Here is a 13,278-nt window from a genome sequence, read left to right on the forward strand (position 1 = left end):
CAATGATCAACACACTGCTGGTGGCCAACCGCGGCGAGATCGCGCGCCGGGTGTTCCGTACGGCCCGCGACCTCGGCGTCGGGACCGTCGCGGTCTTCTCCGACGCCGACGAGAACGCGCCGCATGCCCGCGAGGCCGACGGCGCGGTACGGCTGCCCGGGCTCGCGCCCGCCGACACCTACCTGCGCGGCGACCTGCTCATCGAGGCGGCGAAGGCCGCGGGCGCGGACGCGGTCCATCCCGGCTACGGCTTCCTGTCGGAGAACGCGGGCTTCGCGCGGGCCGTGATCGATGCCGGGCTGACCTGGGTGGGGCCGACGCCCGCCGCCATCGACGCCATGGGCTCCAAGATCGAGGCCAAGAAGCTGATGGCCGCGGCGGACGTGCCCGTGCTGCCCGAGCTGGACCCGGGCTCGGTCACCGAGTCCGACCTGCCGATCCTGGTGAAGGCGTCCGCGGGCGGCGGCGGGCGCGGCATGCGGGTCGTACGGACGCTCGCCGAGCTGCCGGACGCGGTCGCGGCGGCGCGGCGCGAGGCCCAGTCGGCGTTCGGCGACCCGGCCGTGTTCTGCGAGCCGCTGCTGGAGAACGCCCGCCATATCGAGGTGCAGATCCTCGCCGACCGGCACGGCACGGTCTGGGCGCTCGGCGAACGCGAGTGCTCCATTCAGCGCCGCCACCAGAAGATCGTCGAGGAGGCGCCGTCCCCGGCCGTCGACGAGGGCCTGCGCGGCAAGCTCTGCCTCGCCGCCGTGAACGCCGCCCGCGCGATCGACTACGAGGGCGCGGGCACGGTCGAGTTCATGCTGAACGACGACGGCCGGTTCTTCTTCCTGGAGGTCAACACGCGCCTCCAGGTAGAGCACCCGGTCACCGAATGCGTCTACGGCCTGGACCTGGTCCGCCTGCAGCTGGAGGTCGCCGAGGGACAGCCGCTCCCGGCCGAGCCGCCCGCGCCGCGCGGGCACGCGATCGAGGTGCGGCTGTACGCGGAGGACCCGGCGGCCGACTGGCGCCCCGGCAGCGGGACCCTGCACACCTTCGAGGTCCCCGGCGTCGACGCCGAGTTCGAGGTCCCCGCCGCCTACGGGCTGCGGCTGGACAGCGGCGTGGAGAGCGGCAGCGAGGTCGGCATCCATTACGACCCGATGCTCGCCAAGGTCATCGCCTGGGGCCCGAACCGTTCGGCCGCCGCGCGACGGCTGCGCGCCGCGCTCACCGGAGCCCGCGTCCACGGCGTCACCGTCAACCGCGACCTGCTCGCCAGGATCATGGCCGATCCCGCGTTCCTCGCCGGGGACACCCACACCGACTACCTCGACAAGGTCGGGCTGGAGAAGCTGTCCGCGCCGCTCGCCGACGAGGTCGCCGTACGGCTGTCGGCGCTGGCCGCGGCCCTCGCGGACGCCGCCGCCAACCGAGCCTCCGCGGTCGTTCAGGGCGGGCTGCCGTCCGGCTGGCGCAACGTCGCCTCCCAGCCGCAGCTCAAGATGTTCGAAGGCCCGGACGGCACGGCGGTCGAGGCCGCCTACCGCCTGACCCGCGGCGGTCTGGTCGCCGACGGGCACGACGGTGTGCGGCTCCTGTCGTCCTCGCCCGAGGAGGTCGCGCTCGACGTCGAGGGCGTCCGCCGCGTCTTCGGAGTCCGTACGGCCGGGCTGGCGGTCTTCGTGGACTCGCCGCTGGGCTCGGTCGCCCTCCGCGCGCTGCCGCGCTTCGCCGACCCGAGCGACCTGGTCGCGCCGGGCTCGCTGCTGGCGCCGATGCCCGGGACCGTCATCCGGGTGGAGATCGAGACCGGCGCGACCGTCGCCGAAGGCCAGACGCTCCTGGTGCTGGAGGCGATGAAGATGGAGCACCGCATCGCCGCCCCCGCCGCCGGATCGGTCGCCGAACTGAACGTCACCGCAGGACAGCAGGTCGAGGCCGGCGCCGTCCTCGCCGTCATCAGCGAACAGCCCGAAGGGAACCCCCAGTGAGCTTCATCGAGACCGAGGAACGGCAGGCCCTGCGCGCCGCCGTCGCCGAGCTGGGCGCCAAGTACGGCTCCTCCTACTATGTGGAGAAGGCCAAGTCGGGCGGCAAGACCGACGAGCTGTGGAACGAGGCGGGCGCCCTCGGCTACCTGGGCGTCAACGTGCCCGAGGAGTACGGCGGCGGGGGCGGCGGCATCGGTGACCTGGCCGCCGTCTGCGAGGAGCTGGCCGCGGCCGGCTGCCCGCTGCTGCTCATGGTGGTGTCCCCGGCCATCTGCGCGACGATCCTCGCCCGTTCCGGCACCGAGGCGCAGAAGAAGCACTGGCTGCCGCGCTTCGCCGACGGCTCGGTCAAGATGGCGTTCGCCATCACCGAGCCCGACGCCGGCTCCAACTCGCACCGCATCACCACCACCGCGCGGCGCGATGGCGACGGCTGGGTGGTGAACGGGCAGAAGACGTTCATCTCCGGTGTCGACGAGGCCGACGCCGTGCTCTTCGTCAGCCGCACCGAGGACCAGAAGGGCAACCTGCGCCCCTCGCTCTTCATCATCCCGACCGACACCCCCGGCTTCACCTGGACGCCGATCGACATGGAGATCGTGTCGCCGGAGAAGCAGTTCATCTGCCACCTCGACGACGTGCGGCTCCCGTACGACGCGCTCGTCGGCGACGAGGACGGCGGGCTGCTCCAGCTGTTCGCCGGGCTGAACCCCGAGCGCATCATGGCGTCGGCGATGGGCGCCGGGATCGGCCGCCTCGCGCTCGACAAGGCGATCTCCTACGCCAAGGACCGGCAGGTCTTCAAGACCCCGATCGGCGCCCACCAGGGCTTGGCCCACCCGCTCGCCGAGGCCAAGATCGAGCTGGAGCTGGCCCGGCTGATGGGGCAGAAGGCCGCCTGGCTGTACGACGAGGGCGACGACATGGGCGCGGGCGAGGCCGCCAACATGGCCAAGTACGCCACCGCCGAGGCCGCCATCCACTGCGTGGACCAGTCCATCCAGACCCACGGCGGCAACGGGCTCACCAGCGAGTACGGCGTCGGCATGCTCGCGGGCGTGGTCCGCCTGATGCGCATCGCCCCGGTCAGCCGCGAGATGATCCTCAACTTCGTCGCGCAGCACTCCCTGGGCCTGCCCAAGTCGTACTAGATCCGGCACCGCACTAGACCGGAAGTGGACGAGGCGGCGGCGCGAGGGCACCGCCGCCTCTAGGATCTTGGGCGATCTCCTCGCCCGGTTCCATCAAAGGTGCGCCCGTGTACGGCCCCCCGCCGCCGCAGTACCCACCCGCGTTCCCGCCAGGCCCTCCTGGCCCGCCCGGCCCGCCCGGACCTCCCGGATCTCCGGGTCCGCCCGGGATTCCAGGGCCTCCCGGCCCGCCCGGCTTTGGCGGCCCTCCCGGGTTTTCGGGCCCGCCCGGCATTCCCGGCCCTCCGGCGGTTCCGCCGGGGCGGGACGACCGGCCGCCGATGGGCCGCCGCTTCGGCGCGTGGGCGCTGGACGCCGGGATCATCTTCGGCGTCGCGCTGCTGCTCGGCGGGATGACCTGGGGACGGATCCACGCCTACCTGCAGGGCCTCACCGAACGGGGCGTCGAGGCGATCTTCGACCTGTTCGTGACGGGCGGCGACGTCCAGGCCGCCGGGGAGAAGCTCGGCACGCACGCCTGGGACACCGTGGTCGGCTACGTGATGCAGGCGTTCATGCTGCTCGTGCTGATCGAGTACGCCTACCAGTTCGGCGCGGTGGCCTGGAAGGGCCGCACGGTCGGCAAGGTCGTCGCCGACCTCAAGGTGACCCGCGCCGACGGCCAGGCCAAGATCGGCGCGGGCAGCGCCGCCCGCCGCGCGCTGGTGACCACGGCGACCGACACCGGGCTGTACGCGCTGGCGTGGATCCTGTTGCTCCAGGGGCTGTTCTTCCTGTCGCTCGCGCTGTGGATGGTGGCCGTCGCCGCGTTCGTGGCCAACGTCGTTCCGCTGCTGGTCGGCAGGCAGCGCCGTTCGGTCGGTGACCGCGTCGCCGGAACGGCCGTCGTCCGCGCCCGCGCCTACCAGCAGGCCGTGCAGATGGCCCGGCAGGGCGCGCAGATCGCCGTGGACGGCGCGCAGGCCGCCGCCGTCGTGAGTGCGCAGGCCGCCAGGGAAAGCGCTCAGGCGGCCAGGGAACGGGCCGCACGGCTGGCCGAGCACGAGCGGATCGTTCAGGCGCAGGAGCTCGGCAAGCGCGCCCACCGCCAGTCGGTCGACCGCGTACGCCAGGCCATGGACAGCGAACGCGGCCAGCAGGTCAGGGACGCGAGCAAGCGCCTCGGCGGCCGCTTCAAGGACGCCTACGAGAGCCGCCGCGACGCCCGCCGGCAACCCGCCGCGCCCGAGCAGCCCCCGCCTGTACCGATGCAGCCACCGCCCGCGCTGCCCCCGCCTGCCCCGCACTACCCAGGCGTCGGCGTCCCGGAGGGTGTGGGCACGCCCGACCCGTACGCCCCGCCCCCGATGCCATCGCCACAACACGTGCAGCCCCCGCCGCCCGCCGAGGGCGACGGGGACGACCTCAGGCGGACTTGACCTCGGTCCTCAGAACGCGGGCTATGCCCAGCACGGCGGGCAGCCCGACCCACAGGAGCGTCGCGGTGAGCACCTGCGCCCACTGCTGACCGGTCATGTGGTGGTCGTAGAGCGCGCCCTGCGCCTGGTTGAGGTCGAACCACGGGGCCGAGTCCTTGAGGCCGGGCGCGGTGTTGAACAGCACGCTCGACAGGTTGGGGAGCACGAAGAACGCGACGATCGCCGCCGCGCTGACCAGCAGCAGCATCCCGAACGCCAGGCCCTGCGCCAGCCCGCTCAGCAGCACCACGGTGATGTCGCGGAAGCCCTCGAACCCGAACGCCCAGCTGCCGTCGCCGTCCCGCAGCGGCGCCAGCGCATTGCCGATCGCCGCGGAGCCGAACGTGACGGCGATGACGATCAGCCCGAGCAGCAGCGTCGCGGTGGCCTTGGCCAGCAGCACGCGCCGCCGGTTGGGCTCCAGCGTGAACGTCACCAGCCCGGTCCGCTGGCTCCACTCACTGGTCATGGAGAGGATCCCCACCACGGGCAGCAGAAGCTTCTGCGGCGTCTGCGTGAAGTCCACGAACCTGTCGTAGTTCAGGTCCTTCGGATCGGCCGTGAACAGCATGACGGCCACGACGGCGGGCGTGGTCGCGAGGATGGCGATCAGCAGCCAGCGGCCCGCGCGGGTGTCGGTCAGCTTGCGCAGCTCGGCCTTGAGCAGGCGGCCGAACGGGACGCCGGGGCGGCTGGGGGCGGCGGTCGCGGTGGTGGCGGTCGCGGTGCTCATCGGGTCTCCTTCGGGGCGGTGTCGCGGGCGTGGTCGGCGGTCAGGCGCAGGAACATCTCCTCCAGGCCGCCGTCGCCCTCGGCGGCGAGCAGGTCCTGCTTGGTGCCCTGGGCGACGATGCGGCCGCGCCCGATGACCACCAGCTCGTCGGCGATGACCTCGATCTCGCGCAGCAGGTGCGAGGACAGCAGGACGCTGCCGCCGTCGTCGGCGAAGTCGCGCAGCAGGCCGCGCATCCAGTGGATGCCCGCCGGGTCCAGGCCGTTCGCCGGTTCGTCGAGGATGAGCACGCGCGGGTCTCCCAGCAGCGCCTGCCCGACGCCGAGCCGCTGGCGCATGCCGAGCGAGTAGGCCCCGGTACGCCTGCGCGCCTCGGCGCGGCTGAGCCCCACCAGGTCGAGCATCTCGTCGACCCGCCGCGCCTCCAGGCCCATGACGGTGGCGGCGAGGGTGAGGACCTCGCGGCCGGTCCGCCCGGAGTGCTGGGCGGAGGCGTCCAGCAGAACCCCGACCTGACACCCCGGATTGTGCAGCCGCCGGTACTCCTGGCCCAGCACCGTGCAGCGCCCGCCGCTCGGCGGCGTCAGCCCGACCATCATCCGCATGGTCGTCGACTTGCCCGCGCCGTTCGGCCCGACGAAGCCGGTGATCACACCCGGCCGGACCGCGAACCTCACCCCCTGCACGGCGGTGTGGCTCCCGTAGCGCTTGGTGAGGTCGTCGACCACGATCGCGGCCGCTCCATCCCCGTTCATGTGTCTGCTCCTTCGCGGGAATCTCTCGTTCTCGACGTTCGATCGATCACGCTTCGATCGTCGTCAGAAACGGAGATCCGGGCGTCCGCCGCCGAGCGGCATCGCCCGTACGCAGATCCGCGTAGCCAATACACAGAAGACGCGGCGCAGAAGGCGCGGTCAGCCCGCCAGGCCGGACTGGTAGGCGAACACGACCAGCTGGGCGCGGTCGCGGGCACCGAGCTTGACCATGGAACGGCTGACGTGGGTACGGGCCGTCGCCGGGCTGATGACCAGGCGTTCGCCGATCTCGTCGTTCGACAGGCCCTCGGCGACCAGCGCGACGATCTCGCGCTCGCGTTCGGTGAGCGTGCCGAGCTCGGGATGCGGGCGGGCCGGGCGCGGCGAGGCCGCCACGAACTCGCCGATGACCGTGCGGGTCACCGACGGCGACATGAGCGCGCCGCCGTCCACCACCGAACGGATCGCGGCGAGCAGCTCGGCCGGGGTGGTGTCCTTCAGCAGGAAGCCGCTGGCGCCGTAGCGGAGCGCGTCGAAGACGTACTGGTCGTGCTCGAACGTGGTCAACACGATGATCTTCACGGCCGGCAGCTCGGGGTCGGCGGTGATCCGCCGGGTCGCCTCCAGCCCGTCCACGCCGGGCATACGGATGTCCATCAGCACGACGTCGGGCCGCCGGCTGCGGGCGGCGTTCACCGCGGCGAGGCCGTCGGAGGCCTCCGCTGCGCACATCATCCCGTCCTCGTTCTCGATCAGCGTGCGCAGGCCGAGGCGGACCAGGTCCTGGTCGTCGGCCACCAGTACTCGGATCACGTTCGGCCTCCCGAGGCTCCCAGGGCTCCCAACGGCAGCCGTGCCCGCACCTCGAACCCGTCCTTCGGCAGCGGCCCGGCGGTGAACTCGCCGCCCAGGTCCATGACCCGGCGGCGCATCCCGGCGATCCCCGAACCGGCGCCCTCGGCCGGGGGAGTGCGGACGGGATTGGACACGACGATGAGGACGCAGCGGTCCTCGTAGGCGATGTTGACGGTGGCCTCGACCGCGCCGCTGTGGCGCAGCACGTTCGTCAGCGACTCCTGGACGACGCGGTAGCCGGTGAGGTCGACCGCGACGGGCAGCGCGTGCCGGGGCGGCCTGCCCGTGACCAGCAGCCGGACGTACACGCCCGACTCGGCCATCCGCTGGCGCAGCTCGTCCAGCCGGCCCAGCCCAGGCACCGGCGTCCGCTCCGCCTGCTCCGCGCGCCGGACCACCGCCAGCGTGGTGCGCAGCTCGTCGAGCGCGTCGCCGCTGGTACGGCTGATGGCCTCCAGCGCCGGGGCGGCCTGATCGGGCTTGCGGTCCAGCACGTGCAGCGCGATGTCGGCCTGCATCTTGATGGCGGCGAGGCCGTGCCCGACGATGTCGTGGACCTCCTGCGCGACCCGGAGCCGCTCCTCGTCCACGCTCGTGCGGATCGTCTCGGCCCTGGCCCGGTCGGCGGCCTCGCGCCGCGTGCGCAGCGCGAACCCCAGCGAGTAGGGGACGACGATCCACGCGCAGACCGGCACCACCCCGTACAGCACGCCGAACACGGTGGGGCGGACGAACAGATGGAACAGCAGCGGCGGGAGCACGGCCAGCGCGTACACCGCCGAACGGGACGCGGGCGCGTGCCGTGCCGCCGCGTAGACCGCGAACGTGAACGACACCAGGATCGGCCCGTAGGCGTACCCGATGGCCAGGTAGACCGAGGTGCAGGCCGCGACCACCACCAGCACCTGCAGCGGCCACCGGCGGCGCACCGCGAGCGCGACGGCGGCCACCTCCACCAGGCCGATCGCCAGCCAGTCGATCCGCGCCGAGGCATGCGGCAGCCCGCTGACCAGCAGACTTCCGACGATCCCGAACAGGACGAGTGCGGCGGCCAGAGCCCCATCGCCGACCGCCGCCCGGCTGATCCTCATGGCCGCCGCGTTCACATCCGCAGGAGGGAGTAGACGAGCGCGGCGACGATGGCCGCGCCGTACGCGGAGACCGCGACGGTGACGACGCGGGTGCGGCGCTCCTCGCTCCACGGGGCGAACGACACCAGCCAGGCGATCGCGGGCAGCACCAGGACGCCGTGCAGGCTGATCCCGTGCACCAGCTTGAGGAAGCCGGTCACCACGTAGGCGTGCTGCTGGTCGCCGGTGCTGGCCTCGATCACCCCGCGGGCGATCATCGCGGCGCCGGTCAGCAGGCCGATCACCAGCGTGACGAACCCGGCGCGCAGCGCCAGCCGCATGCTGGGCGTGACGAGCGGGTTGGGCCGGAACGCCGACACCGCCATCGTCGTCAGCACGACGATCAGGACGCCGCCCCCGGCGGCCAGGACCGTCGAGACCGCCGAGTTGAACGCCGTCTCCCGGTTGATGTGCGAGGGCACGCCGCGCCAGGCCTGCAGCGCGATGCCGCCGACCTCGACGAAGCAGTCGGCCGCGAAGACGCCGAGCAGCACCGTGCGCAGGCGCTCGCGCAGCGGCAGGTACGAGGCGACCCAGGTGACCGCGATCAGCGTCAGCCCGAACGAGACCCCGAACGTGGTCGGCTTGCGCCACGACACCGGCCCTTCCCAGGGGCCGCCGTCGACGAAGAAGACGGCCAGATGGAACAGGCCGATGGCGATCAGGACCCCGCCGAGGGCGTAGCAGACGCGCTCGACCCTGCGTCCACGCGACCAGATCCGCGTCATGGCGCCCTGGGGCGCCGCCAGGGCGGTCAGTGCGGCCATGGCGGGCTCCTCTCCTGCCTCGATGGTGGCTCGACCTGGCCATCATGGGCGGAGGAGGCGGCCCGGGGCGTCACCCAGGGGGAGACAACCGATCTACTCGCGGGGGAGTACGCGGGAAGCGTGCCGGGCTCGTTCAGCGCGGTCCGTTCAGCCGGACGCGGCCACCAGATCGTCGACCTGGGCGGGGAGCGGCACGGACGCCGTCTCGCGGTTGTCGATCTCCAGGTGGGGGACGGGCGGGGGCTCCTCGGGGCGCATGCGCGCCAGGAACGCCTCGAACTCCGCCAGCTTCCCGGCGTCGCGGTCCAGCCCGCGCCTCTCCAGGCGATCCCGCAGCGTTCCAGGGTCGGTGCGGATCCAGACCAGGTGTACGGGGTCGCCGCCGAGCGCCGCGCTCCACTCCCGCCACCGCCCGGGGTCGCGGATCTGGCCGGTGAACGGGCCGCTCAGCAGGACCGGGCAGCCGTACGAGCGGATCTCGCGCGCGGCCGCGGTCAGGCCGTCGTACTCGTGGCGCTTGATGTGCTCGTCGTACCAGGGACCCTCGCGCTCGCCGGGATCGCGTCCCGCGGCGTCCAGCGTCGCGGCGACGAACGGGCCGTACAGCGTGTCCTTGTCCAGCAGCGCCGGAACCGGGTCCAGCCGCGCCAGCAGCATCTCCGCCACCGTCGTCTTACCGCACCCGGGCGGCCCCGCCACGATCCAGACGGCGCCCGGCACACTCATACGGCCGGAATCCGCAGCCGCCGGGTCGCCTGCCGTTCGATGCGCTCCTCGTCGACCTCGTGGCCGAGGCCTGGCTGGGTGAGCGGCACGCCGACGACGCCGCCGGACGAGCGGACCGGCGGCGTCACGAACGCGGGGCCGCCCGCCGGGTCGGACACGTCGCTCGGTAGCGTGCAGCCCGGCAGCGCGGCGAGCGCCACCGCGGCGGCCTGGCCGATGCCGAACGGGCCGGACCCGGTGCACCACACGTCCCACCCTGCGGCGTACGCGCGGTCGTGTGCGGCGCGCGCCGCGGTGAGACCGCCGAGCGCGCCGAGCCGCAGGTCGAGCGCGCGCCCGGCCTCCAGCGTGATGGCCGCGTCGAGGGTGTCGATGTCGCCGATGTCGGGCGCGACCGGCGTGCCGACGATGCGCTGCAGGCGGGCGTGCGCGACCAGGTCGCCGGCCGGGAACGGCCGTTCGATCGCCGCGAGCCCGTAGCCGTCCAGGCCCTGCAGCACGTCCAGGTGCTCGGCCGACTCGGTGTAGGCGTGCCCGGCGTCGACGACGACCGCCAGCGCCGGATAGGCCTCCTTGATCAGCCGGATGGGCTCGATGTCCCAGCCCGGCCGCACGTCCACCGTGACCCGGGTGTGGCCCGCGCCGATCGCGCGGTTGACCCGCGACACCACGGTCTCCAGGACCGGTTCGGGGCCGATCCGGGCGCCCGTGACGATCGAGGTGCGGGTGCCGCCCAGCGCGTGCGCCAGCGGCAGGCCGCGCGAACGGCACCACAGGTCCCAGCAGGCCACGTCGACGGCCGCGGCGGCCCGCCGCGAGCCGAGCTCGGCCACGGCCGACACGTCCTCCGGGCGCTCCCAGTCCAGGCCGATGAGCGCCGGGCCCATGCGTTCGCCGATGTCGGCCCAGATCGCCTCGGCCCCCTCGCCACCGCCGCCGCCCGGCAGTGGCGCCTCACCCCAGCCGACCGCGCCGTCCTCACCGGTCAGCCGGACCAGGACGCTCTCGGGCCGCCGTCCGCGCGGCATCGCCACGCGGAAGGCATCGCAGCCGTGAATCTGGGACAACCCGCACCCGCCCTTCGTGCTCGAAAGTCTGCTCCTCCCATGATCCCCCCTCGGGAGAGCTGCGAAGACACCGGGCGCCGCAGGTCAAGCCGTGTCGTGCTCGCGGCGCAGGCCGAGGTCCACCAGCGCGGCGGCGTCGGCGGGCGCGCTCGCGGGCGCGATGCGGTCGGCCCACGACCACCAGAACCAGGCCTCGCCGCCGGTGTCGCGCTCGCACACCACTGTTCCGGTCGGCATCGAGGTGATGCGGTCCAGCACCTCCAGCCGGGCCCGGCCCCCGCCGGTGACCAGCATCGTCCGGTAGCCGCGGCCGGTCAGAGCCTGTGCCAGCTCCTCCAGCCGCGCCATATCGGCGTCGGTGTCCATCGTCGTCTGCGCCATTTCATTGCCCCCTGACTTGAACGGCGTCACTGTGTGGGACGCCGGGGGAGCGGGGCGGGTTTGCCGCAGCCGGGTCACACGGGTATGACCACCAGGTCAGGTCACGTCCGGCGCCGCAGAAAGGCCCACATCGGCCTCTTCACGTAGCCGCCGTCGTCCAGGCTCGCCAGCCGTTCGAACGGGTTGTAGGACGCCGGGTCGCCGCACACCGCCAGCGACGCGCCCGCGCACACCAGGTAGGCGACGACCATCACCGGGCCCAGGCAGTACGCGTACTGCGTCGAGTGCCGTTCCTCATGGCGCAGGAGCCGGTCGCGCCGCAGCAGGTCGGCCGTCGCGCCGCGCACCAGGATCACGTTCCCCATCGTGAACGCCGGCGCGTCCGGCAGCGGAAGCCGGTAGCCGCCCGCGACCAGCAGCCCGTGCGGCCCCTTCACGATCGGGCGCCGCGCGCCCGTCACGGCCAGCAGCAGGCCGAGGAGCGTCGACAGGTTGACGAGGTTGATGACCTGGCGGACGCGGTGGGCGGGCTTCACATGGGGAGTCTTCCCCACGAACCGGCCCCGCCACCGAACCGGCGCGAGGCCGGGTCAGGCCGGGTCAGGACGGGCAGCTGGATTCCAGGTTGACCGGTTTGGTCGACGGCGACGGGCTCGGCGCCCCGGTGCCACCGGTTCCCTCGCTGCCGCCGGAGCCCGTGCCACCGCTGCCGGAGGCGTCCGAGCTGCTGTGCGGCCGCGGCGATCCGGACGGCGAGGACGAGTCGCTCGGCGACGCGGAGGCGCTGGGCGAGGCGGACGCCGAAGGACCGGCCTCCTGCTCGGTGAGCGCCTTGGCGGTCAGCCTGCGGATGAGCGGATAGTCGGGGTTGCCGGTGTAGATGAGCGGCGGCACGAACGACAGGCTGTCGATCTGCGCGCCGTTCTTCACCTTCTGCGACAGCTTGATGAACGGCGGCAGCAGCTCCTGCGGGATGTCAGTGGAGATCGCGCGCTTGGCCGCCGCGGCCAGCTTGTCGAACTTGGTGAGCACGGTCTGCGGGTCGGCCTGCTTGGCGATCGCGCGCATCAGGCACTTCTGCCGGCCCATCCGGGCGTAGTCGTCGCTGTCGGTGCGGGACCGCCCGTACCAGAGGGCGTCCTTGCCCTTCAGCTTGCGGTAGCCCGGCTCGAGCACCCCGCCCTGCAGCCCGTACGGGATCGGGTGGGTGATTCGGATCTTGACGCCGCCCATCGCGTCGATGATGTCGGCGAAGCCGAACATGTCGACCAGGATGTAGTAGTCGACGCGCTGGCCCAGGATGCCGCTGATGGTCTTGGTCAGCAGCTCGGGGCCGCGGTGGTTCTTGCCCACGCCCGGCAGCAGGTCGGGGTGGTCCTCGGCGTACTGGTAGACCTCGTTCAGCAGGCCCGGGGTCTCGGGGCCGTCGCCGGTGAAGCCGTAGGGGAAGCGGTCGTGCGCCGGGCCCGCCGGCATCTGCACCTTCTCCAGGTTGCGCGGCAGGCTCAGCAGGACCGTGTTGCCGGTCTCGGTGTCGATGCTGGCGACCGTCATGCTGTCGGTGCGGACGCCGGTGCGGTTGGCGGCGGCGTCACCGCCGAGCAGCAGCACGTTGACGCGGCGCTGGCCGTTCCACGGGTCGCTGGTGTCGACCTCGCGGCCGTTGCTGTGCGCGCTGTGGAAGATGCTGGTGATGGTGTCGTGCGCGACGTAGGTGGTGTGCGCGGCCCAGACCGTCGGCGCGGCGACCGCGAAGCACAGCACCGCGACCGCGACGCTGCCCGCGGTGCGCGGCCCGGCGCTCATCCCGGCGGGGCGCACGACCACGTAGGACCAGACCACGACCAGGACCCAGACCAGGCCGAGCACGAGCATGCCGGCGACGATGGTGGTCAGCAGGTCGAGCTGCCCGGCCAGGTGGAACGGGTTGGACTTCAGCCAGATGCCGACGCCGATGCCGGCGCCGACCAGGAGCGCGAACAGCCCCATCAGCACCCCGCCCGCGATCCGGCGGCCCGCCCACAGGTGGGCGACCCCCCAGACGACCGCGGAGGCGAGCGTCAGCGCCAGCGCACGCGGGAGCCCTCGCGTACGGCCGGACGGCTGTTGCTCGCTCTCGTCCTCGGAGGGACGCTCCGGGGCACGACTGTCGGCTGATCGACTCGCCATGTACGCTCCGATCCCCCACGCACGGTGAAATTAGGCTCCGGTTTCTATTATGGACGCGCAAAACCGCTGGATGGGTTGCTTGATCACTCAGACCTGCGCGTGGTAATC

Annotated in this window: 13 protein-coding genes; 3 read left to right on the plus strand and 10 right to left on the minus strand. The window is 72.8% G+C overall.

Annotated elements, in window-relative coordinates; genetic code table 11:
- Positions 1 to 2 precede the first annotated feature (2 nt).
- The 3 genes from J4573_RS49625 to J4573_RS49635 all read left to right on the plus strand — a co-directional run bounded on the left by J4573_RS49625 (position 3) and on the right by J4573_RS49635 (position 4,548).
- Positions 3 to 1,979 (plus strand): acetyl/propionyl/methylcrotonyl-CoA carboxylase subunit alpha, encoded by a 1,977-nt coding sequence (locus J4573_RS49625; protein ID WP_208263453.1) that lies wholly within the window; start codon positions 3 to 5, stop codon positions 1,977 to 1,979.
- Positions 1,976 to 3,130 (plus strand): acyl-CoA dehydrogenase family protein, encoded by a 1,155-nt coding sequence (locus J4573_RS49630; RefSeq protein ID WP_208263454.1) that lies wholly within the window; start codon positions 1,976 to 1,978, stop codon positions 3,128 to 3,130. The genes J4573_RS49625 and J4573_RS49630 overlap by 4 nt, the downstream gene beginning before the upstream one ends.
- 320 nt (positions 3,131 to 3,450) lie before the next feature.
- Positions 3,451 to 4,548 carry an RDD family protein gene (locus J4573_RS49635; protein ID WP_243774865.1) on the plus strand — a complete coding sequence of 366 codons (1,098 nt, stop codon included), beginning with the start codon at positions 3,451 to 3,453 and terminating at the stop codon, positions 4,546 to 4,548.
- On the opposite strand, the gene J4573_RS49640 is transcribed toward J4573_RS49635, so the two are convergent.
- The 10 genes from J4573_RS49640 to J4573_RS49685 all read right to left on the minus strand — a co-directional run bounded on the left by J4573_RS49640 (position 4,535) and on the right by J4573_RS49685 (position 13,170).
- Positions 4,535 to 5,320, minus strand: a complete 786-nt coding sequence (locus J4573_RS49640; RefSeq protein ID WP_208263456.1) for an ABC-2 transporter permease — start codon at positions 5,318 to 5,320, stop codon at positions 4,535 to 4,537. The genes J4573_RS49635 and J4573_RS49640 overlap by 14 nt on opposite strands.
- Positions 5,317 to 6,075 (minus strand): ABC transporter ATP-binding protein, encoded by a 759-nt coding sequence (locus tag J4573_RS49645; RefSeq protein ID WP_208263457.1) that lies wholly within the window; start codon positions 6,073 to 6,075, stop codon positions 5,317 to 5,319. Before J4573_RS49645 ends, J4573_RS49640 begins: the two co-directional genes overlap by 4 nt.
- A gap of 159 nt (positions 6,076 to 6,234) precedes the next feature.
- Positions 6,235 to 6,888: a response regulator transcription factor gene (locus J4573_RS49650; protein WP_208263458.1), complete on the minus strand. Its 654-nt coding sequence runs from the start codon at positions 6,886 to 6,888 to the stop codon at positions 6,235 to 6,237.
- Entirely contained in the window at positions 6,885 to 8,021 is a 1,137-nt protein-coding gene (locus J4573_RS49655) for a sensor histidine kinase (protein ID WP_208263459.1), read from the minus strand. The genes J4573_RS49650 and J4573_RS49655 overlap by 4 nt, the downstream gene beginning before the upstream one ends.
- Before the next feature lie 11 nt (positions 8,022 to 8,032).
- Positions 8,033 to 8,827 (minus strand): hypothetical protein, encoded by a 795-nt coding sequence (locus J4573_RS49660; RefSeq protein WP_208263460.1) that lies wholly within the window; start codon positions 8,825 to 8,827, stop codon positions 8,033 to 8,035.
- A 147-nt stretch (positions 8,828 to 8,974) separates the two neighbouring features.
- Positions 8,975 to 9,553 carry a P-loop nucleotide/nucleoside kinase family protein gene (locus J4573_RS49665; protein ID WP_208263461.1) on the minus strand — a complete coding sequence of 193 codons (579 nt, stop codon included), beginning with the start codon at positions 9,551 to 9,553 and terminating at the stop codon, positions 8,975 to 8,977.
- Positions 9,550 to 10,620: an enolase C-terminal domain-like protein gene (locus tag J4573_RS49670; protein WP_208263462.1), complete on the minus strand. Its 1,071-nt coding sequence runs from the start codon at positions 10,618 to 10,620 to the stop codon at positions 9,550 to 9,552. The genes J4573_RS49665 and J4573_RS49670 overlap by 4 nt, the downstream gene beginning before the upstream one ends.
- An 84-nt stretch (positions 10,621 to 10,704) precedes the next feature.
- The gene (locus J4573_RS49675; protein ID WP_208263463.1) at positions 10,705 to 11,001 is read right to left on the minus strand and encodes a hypothetical protein; all 297 of its coding nucleotides are present in this window, start codon (positions 10,999 to 11,001) and stop codon (positions 10,705 to 10,707) included.
- A gap of 101 nt (positions 11,002 to 11,102) precedes the next feature.
- On the minus strand, positions 11,103 to 11,555 hold the full coding sequence (locus J4573_RS49680; RefSeq protein WP_307797524.1) for a hypothetical protein: 453 nt from the start codon (positions 11,553 to 11,555) through the stop codon (positions 11,103 to 11,105).
- A gap of 46 nt (positions 11,556 to 11,601) precedes the next feature.
- Positions 11,602 to 13,170, minus strand: coding sequence for an LCP family protein (locus J4573_RS49685; protein ID WP_208263464.1), 1,569 nt, complete (start codon positions 13,168 to 13,170; stop codon positions 11,602 to 11,604).
- Positions 13,171 to 13,278 lie beyond the last annotated feature (108 nt).

This window comes from Actinomadura barringtoniae (assembly GCF_017573505.1).
Classification (GTDB): Bacteria; Actinomycetota; Actinomycetes; order Streptosporangiales; family Streptosporangiaceae; genus Spirillospora; species Spirillospora barringtoniae.

What these genes read in the sequence shown, in the direction of transcription:
- J4573_RS49625 (WP_208263453.1), top strand. Translation starts at nt 3, where the DNA reads ATGATCAACACACTGCTGGTGGCCAACCGCGGCGAGATCGCGCGCCGG.
- J4573_RS49635 (WP_243774865.1), top strand. Translation starts at nt 3,451, where the DNA reads ATGGGCCGCCGCTTCGGCGCGTGGGCGCTGGACGCCGGGATCATCTTC.
- J4573_RS49640 (WP_208263456.1), bottom strand. Translation starts at nt 5,320, where the DNA reads ATGAGCACCGCGACCGCCACCACCGCGACCGCCGCCCCCAGCCGCCCC.
- J4573_RS49645 (WP_208263457.1), bottom strand. Translation starts at nt 6,075, where the DNA reads ATGAACGGGGATGGAGCGGCCGCGATCGTGGTCGACGACCTCACCAAG.
- J4573_RS49655 (WP_208263459.1), bottom strand. Translation starts at nt 8,021, where the DNA reads ATGAGGATCAGCCGGGCGGCGGTCGGCGATGGGGCTCTGGCCGCCGCA.
- J4573_RS49660 (WP_208263460.1), bottom strand. Translation starts at nt 8,827, where the DNA reads ATGGCCGCACTGACCGCCCTGGCGGCGCCCCAGGGCGCCATGACGCGG.
- J4573_RS49665 (WP_208263461.1), bottom strand. Translation starts at nt 9,553, where the DNA reads ATGAGTGTGCCGGGCGCCGTCTGGATCGTGGCGGGGCCGCCCGGGTGC.
- J4573_RS49675 (WP_208263463.1), bottom strand. Translation starts at nt 11,001, where the DNA reads ATGGCGCAGACGACGATGGACACCGACGCCGATATGGCGCGGCTGGAG.
- J4573_RS49685 (WP_208263464.1), bottom strand. Translation starts at nt 13,170, where the DNA reads ATGGCGAGTCGATCAGCCGACAGTCGTGCCCCGGAGCGTCCCTCCGAG.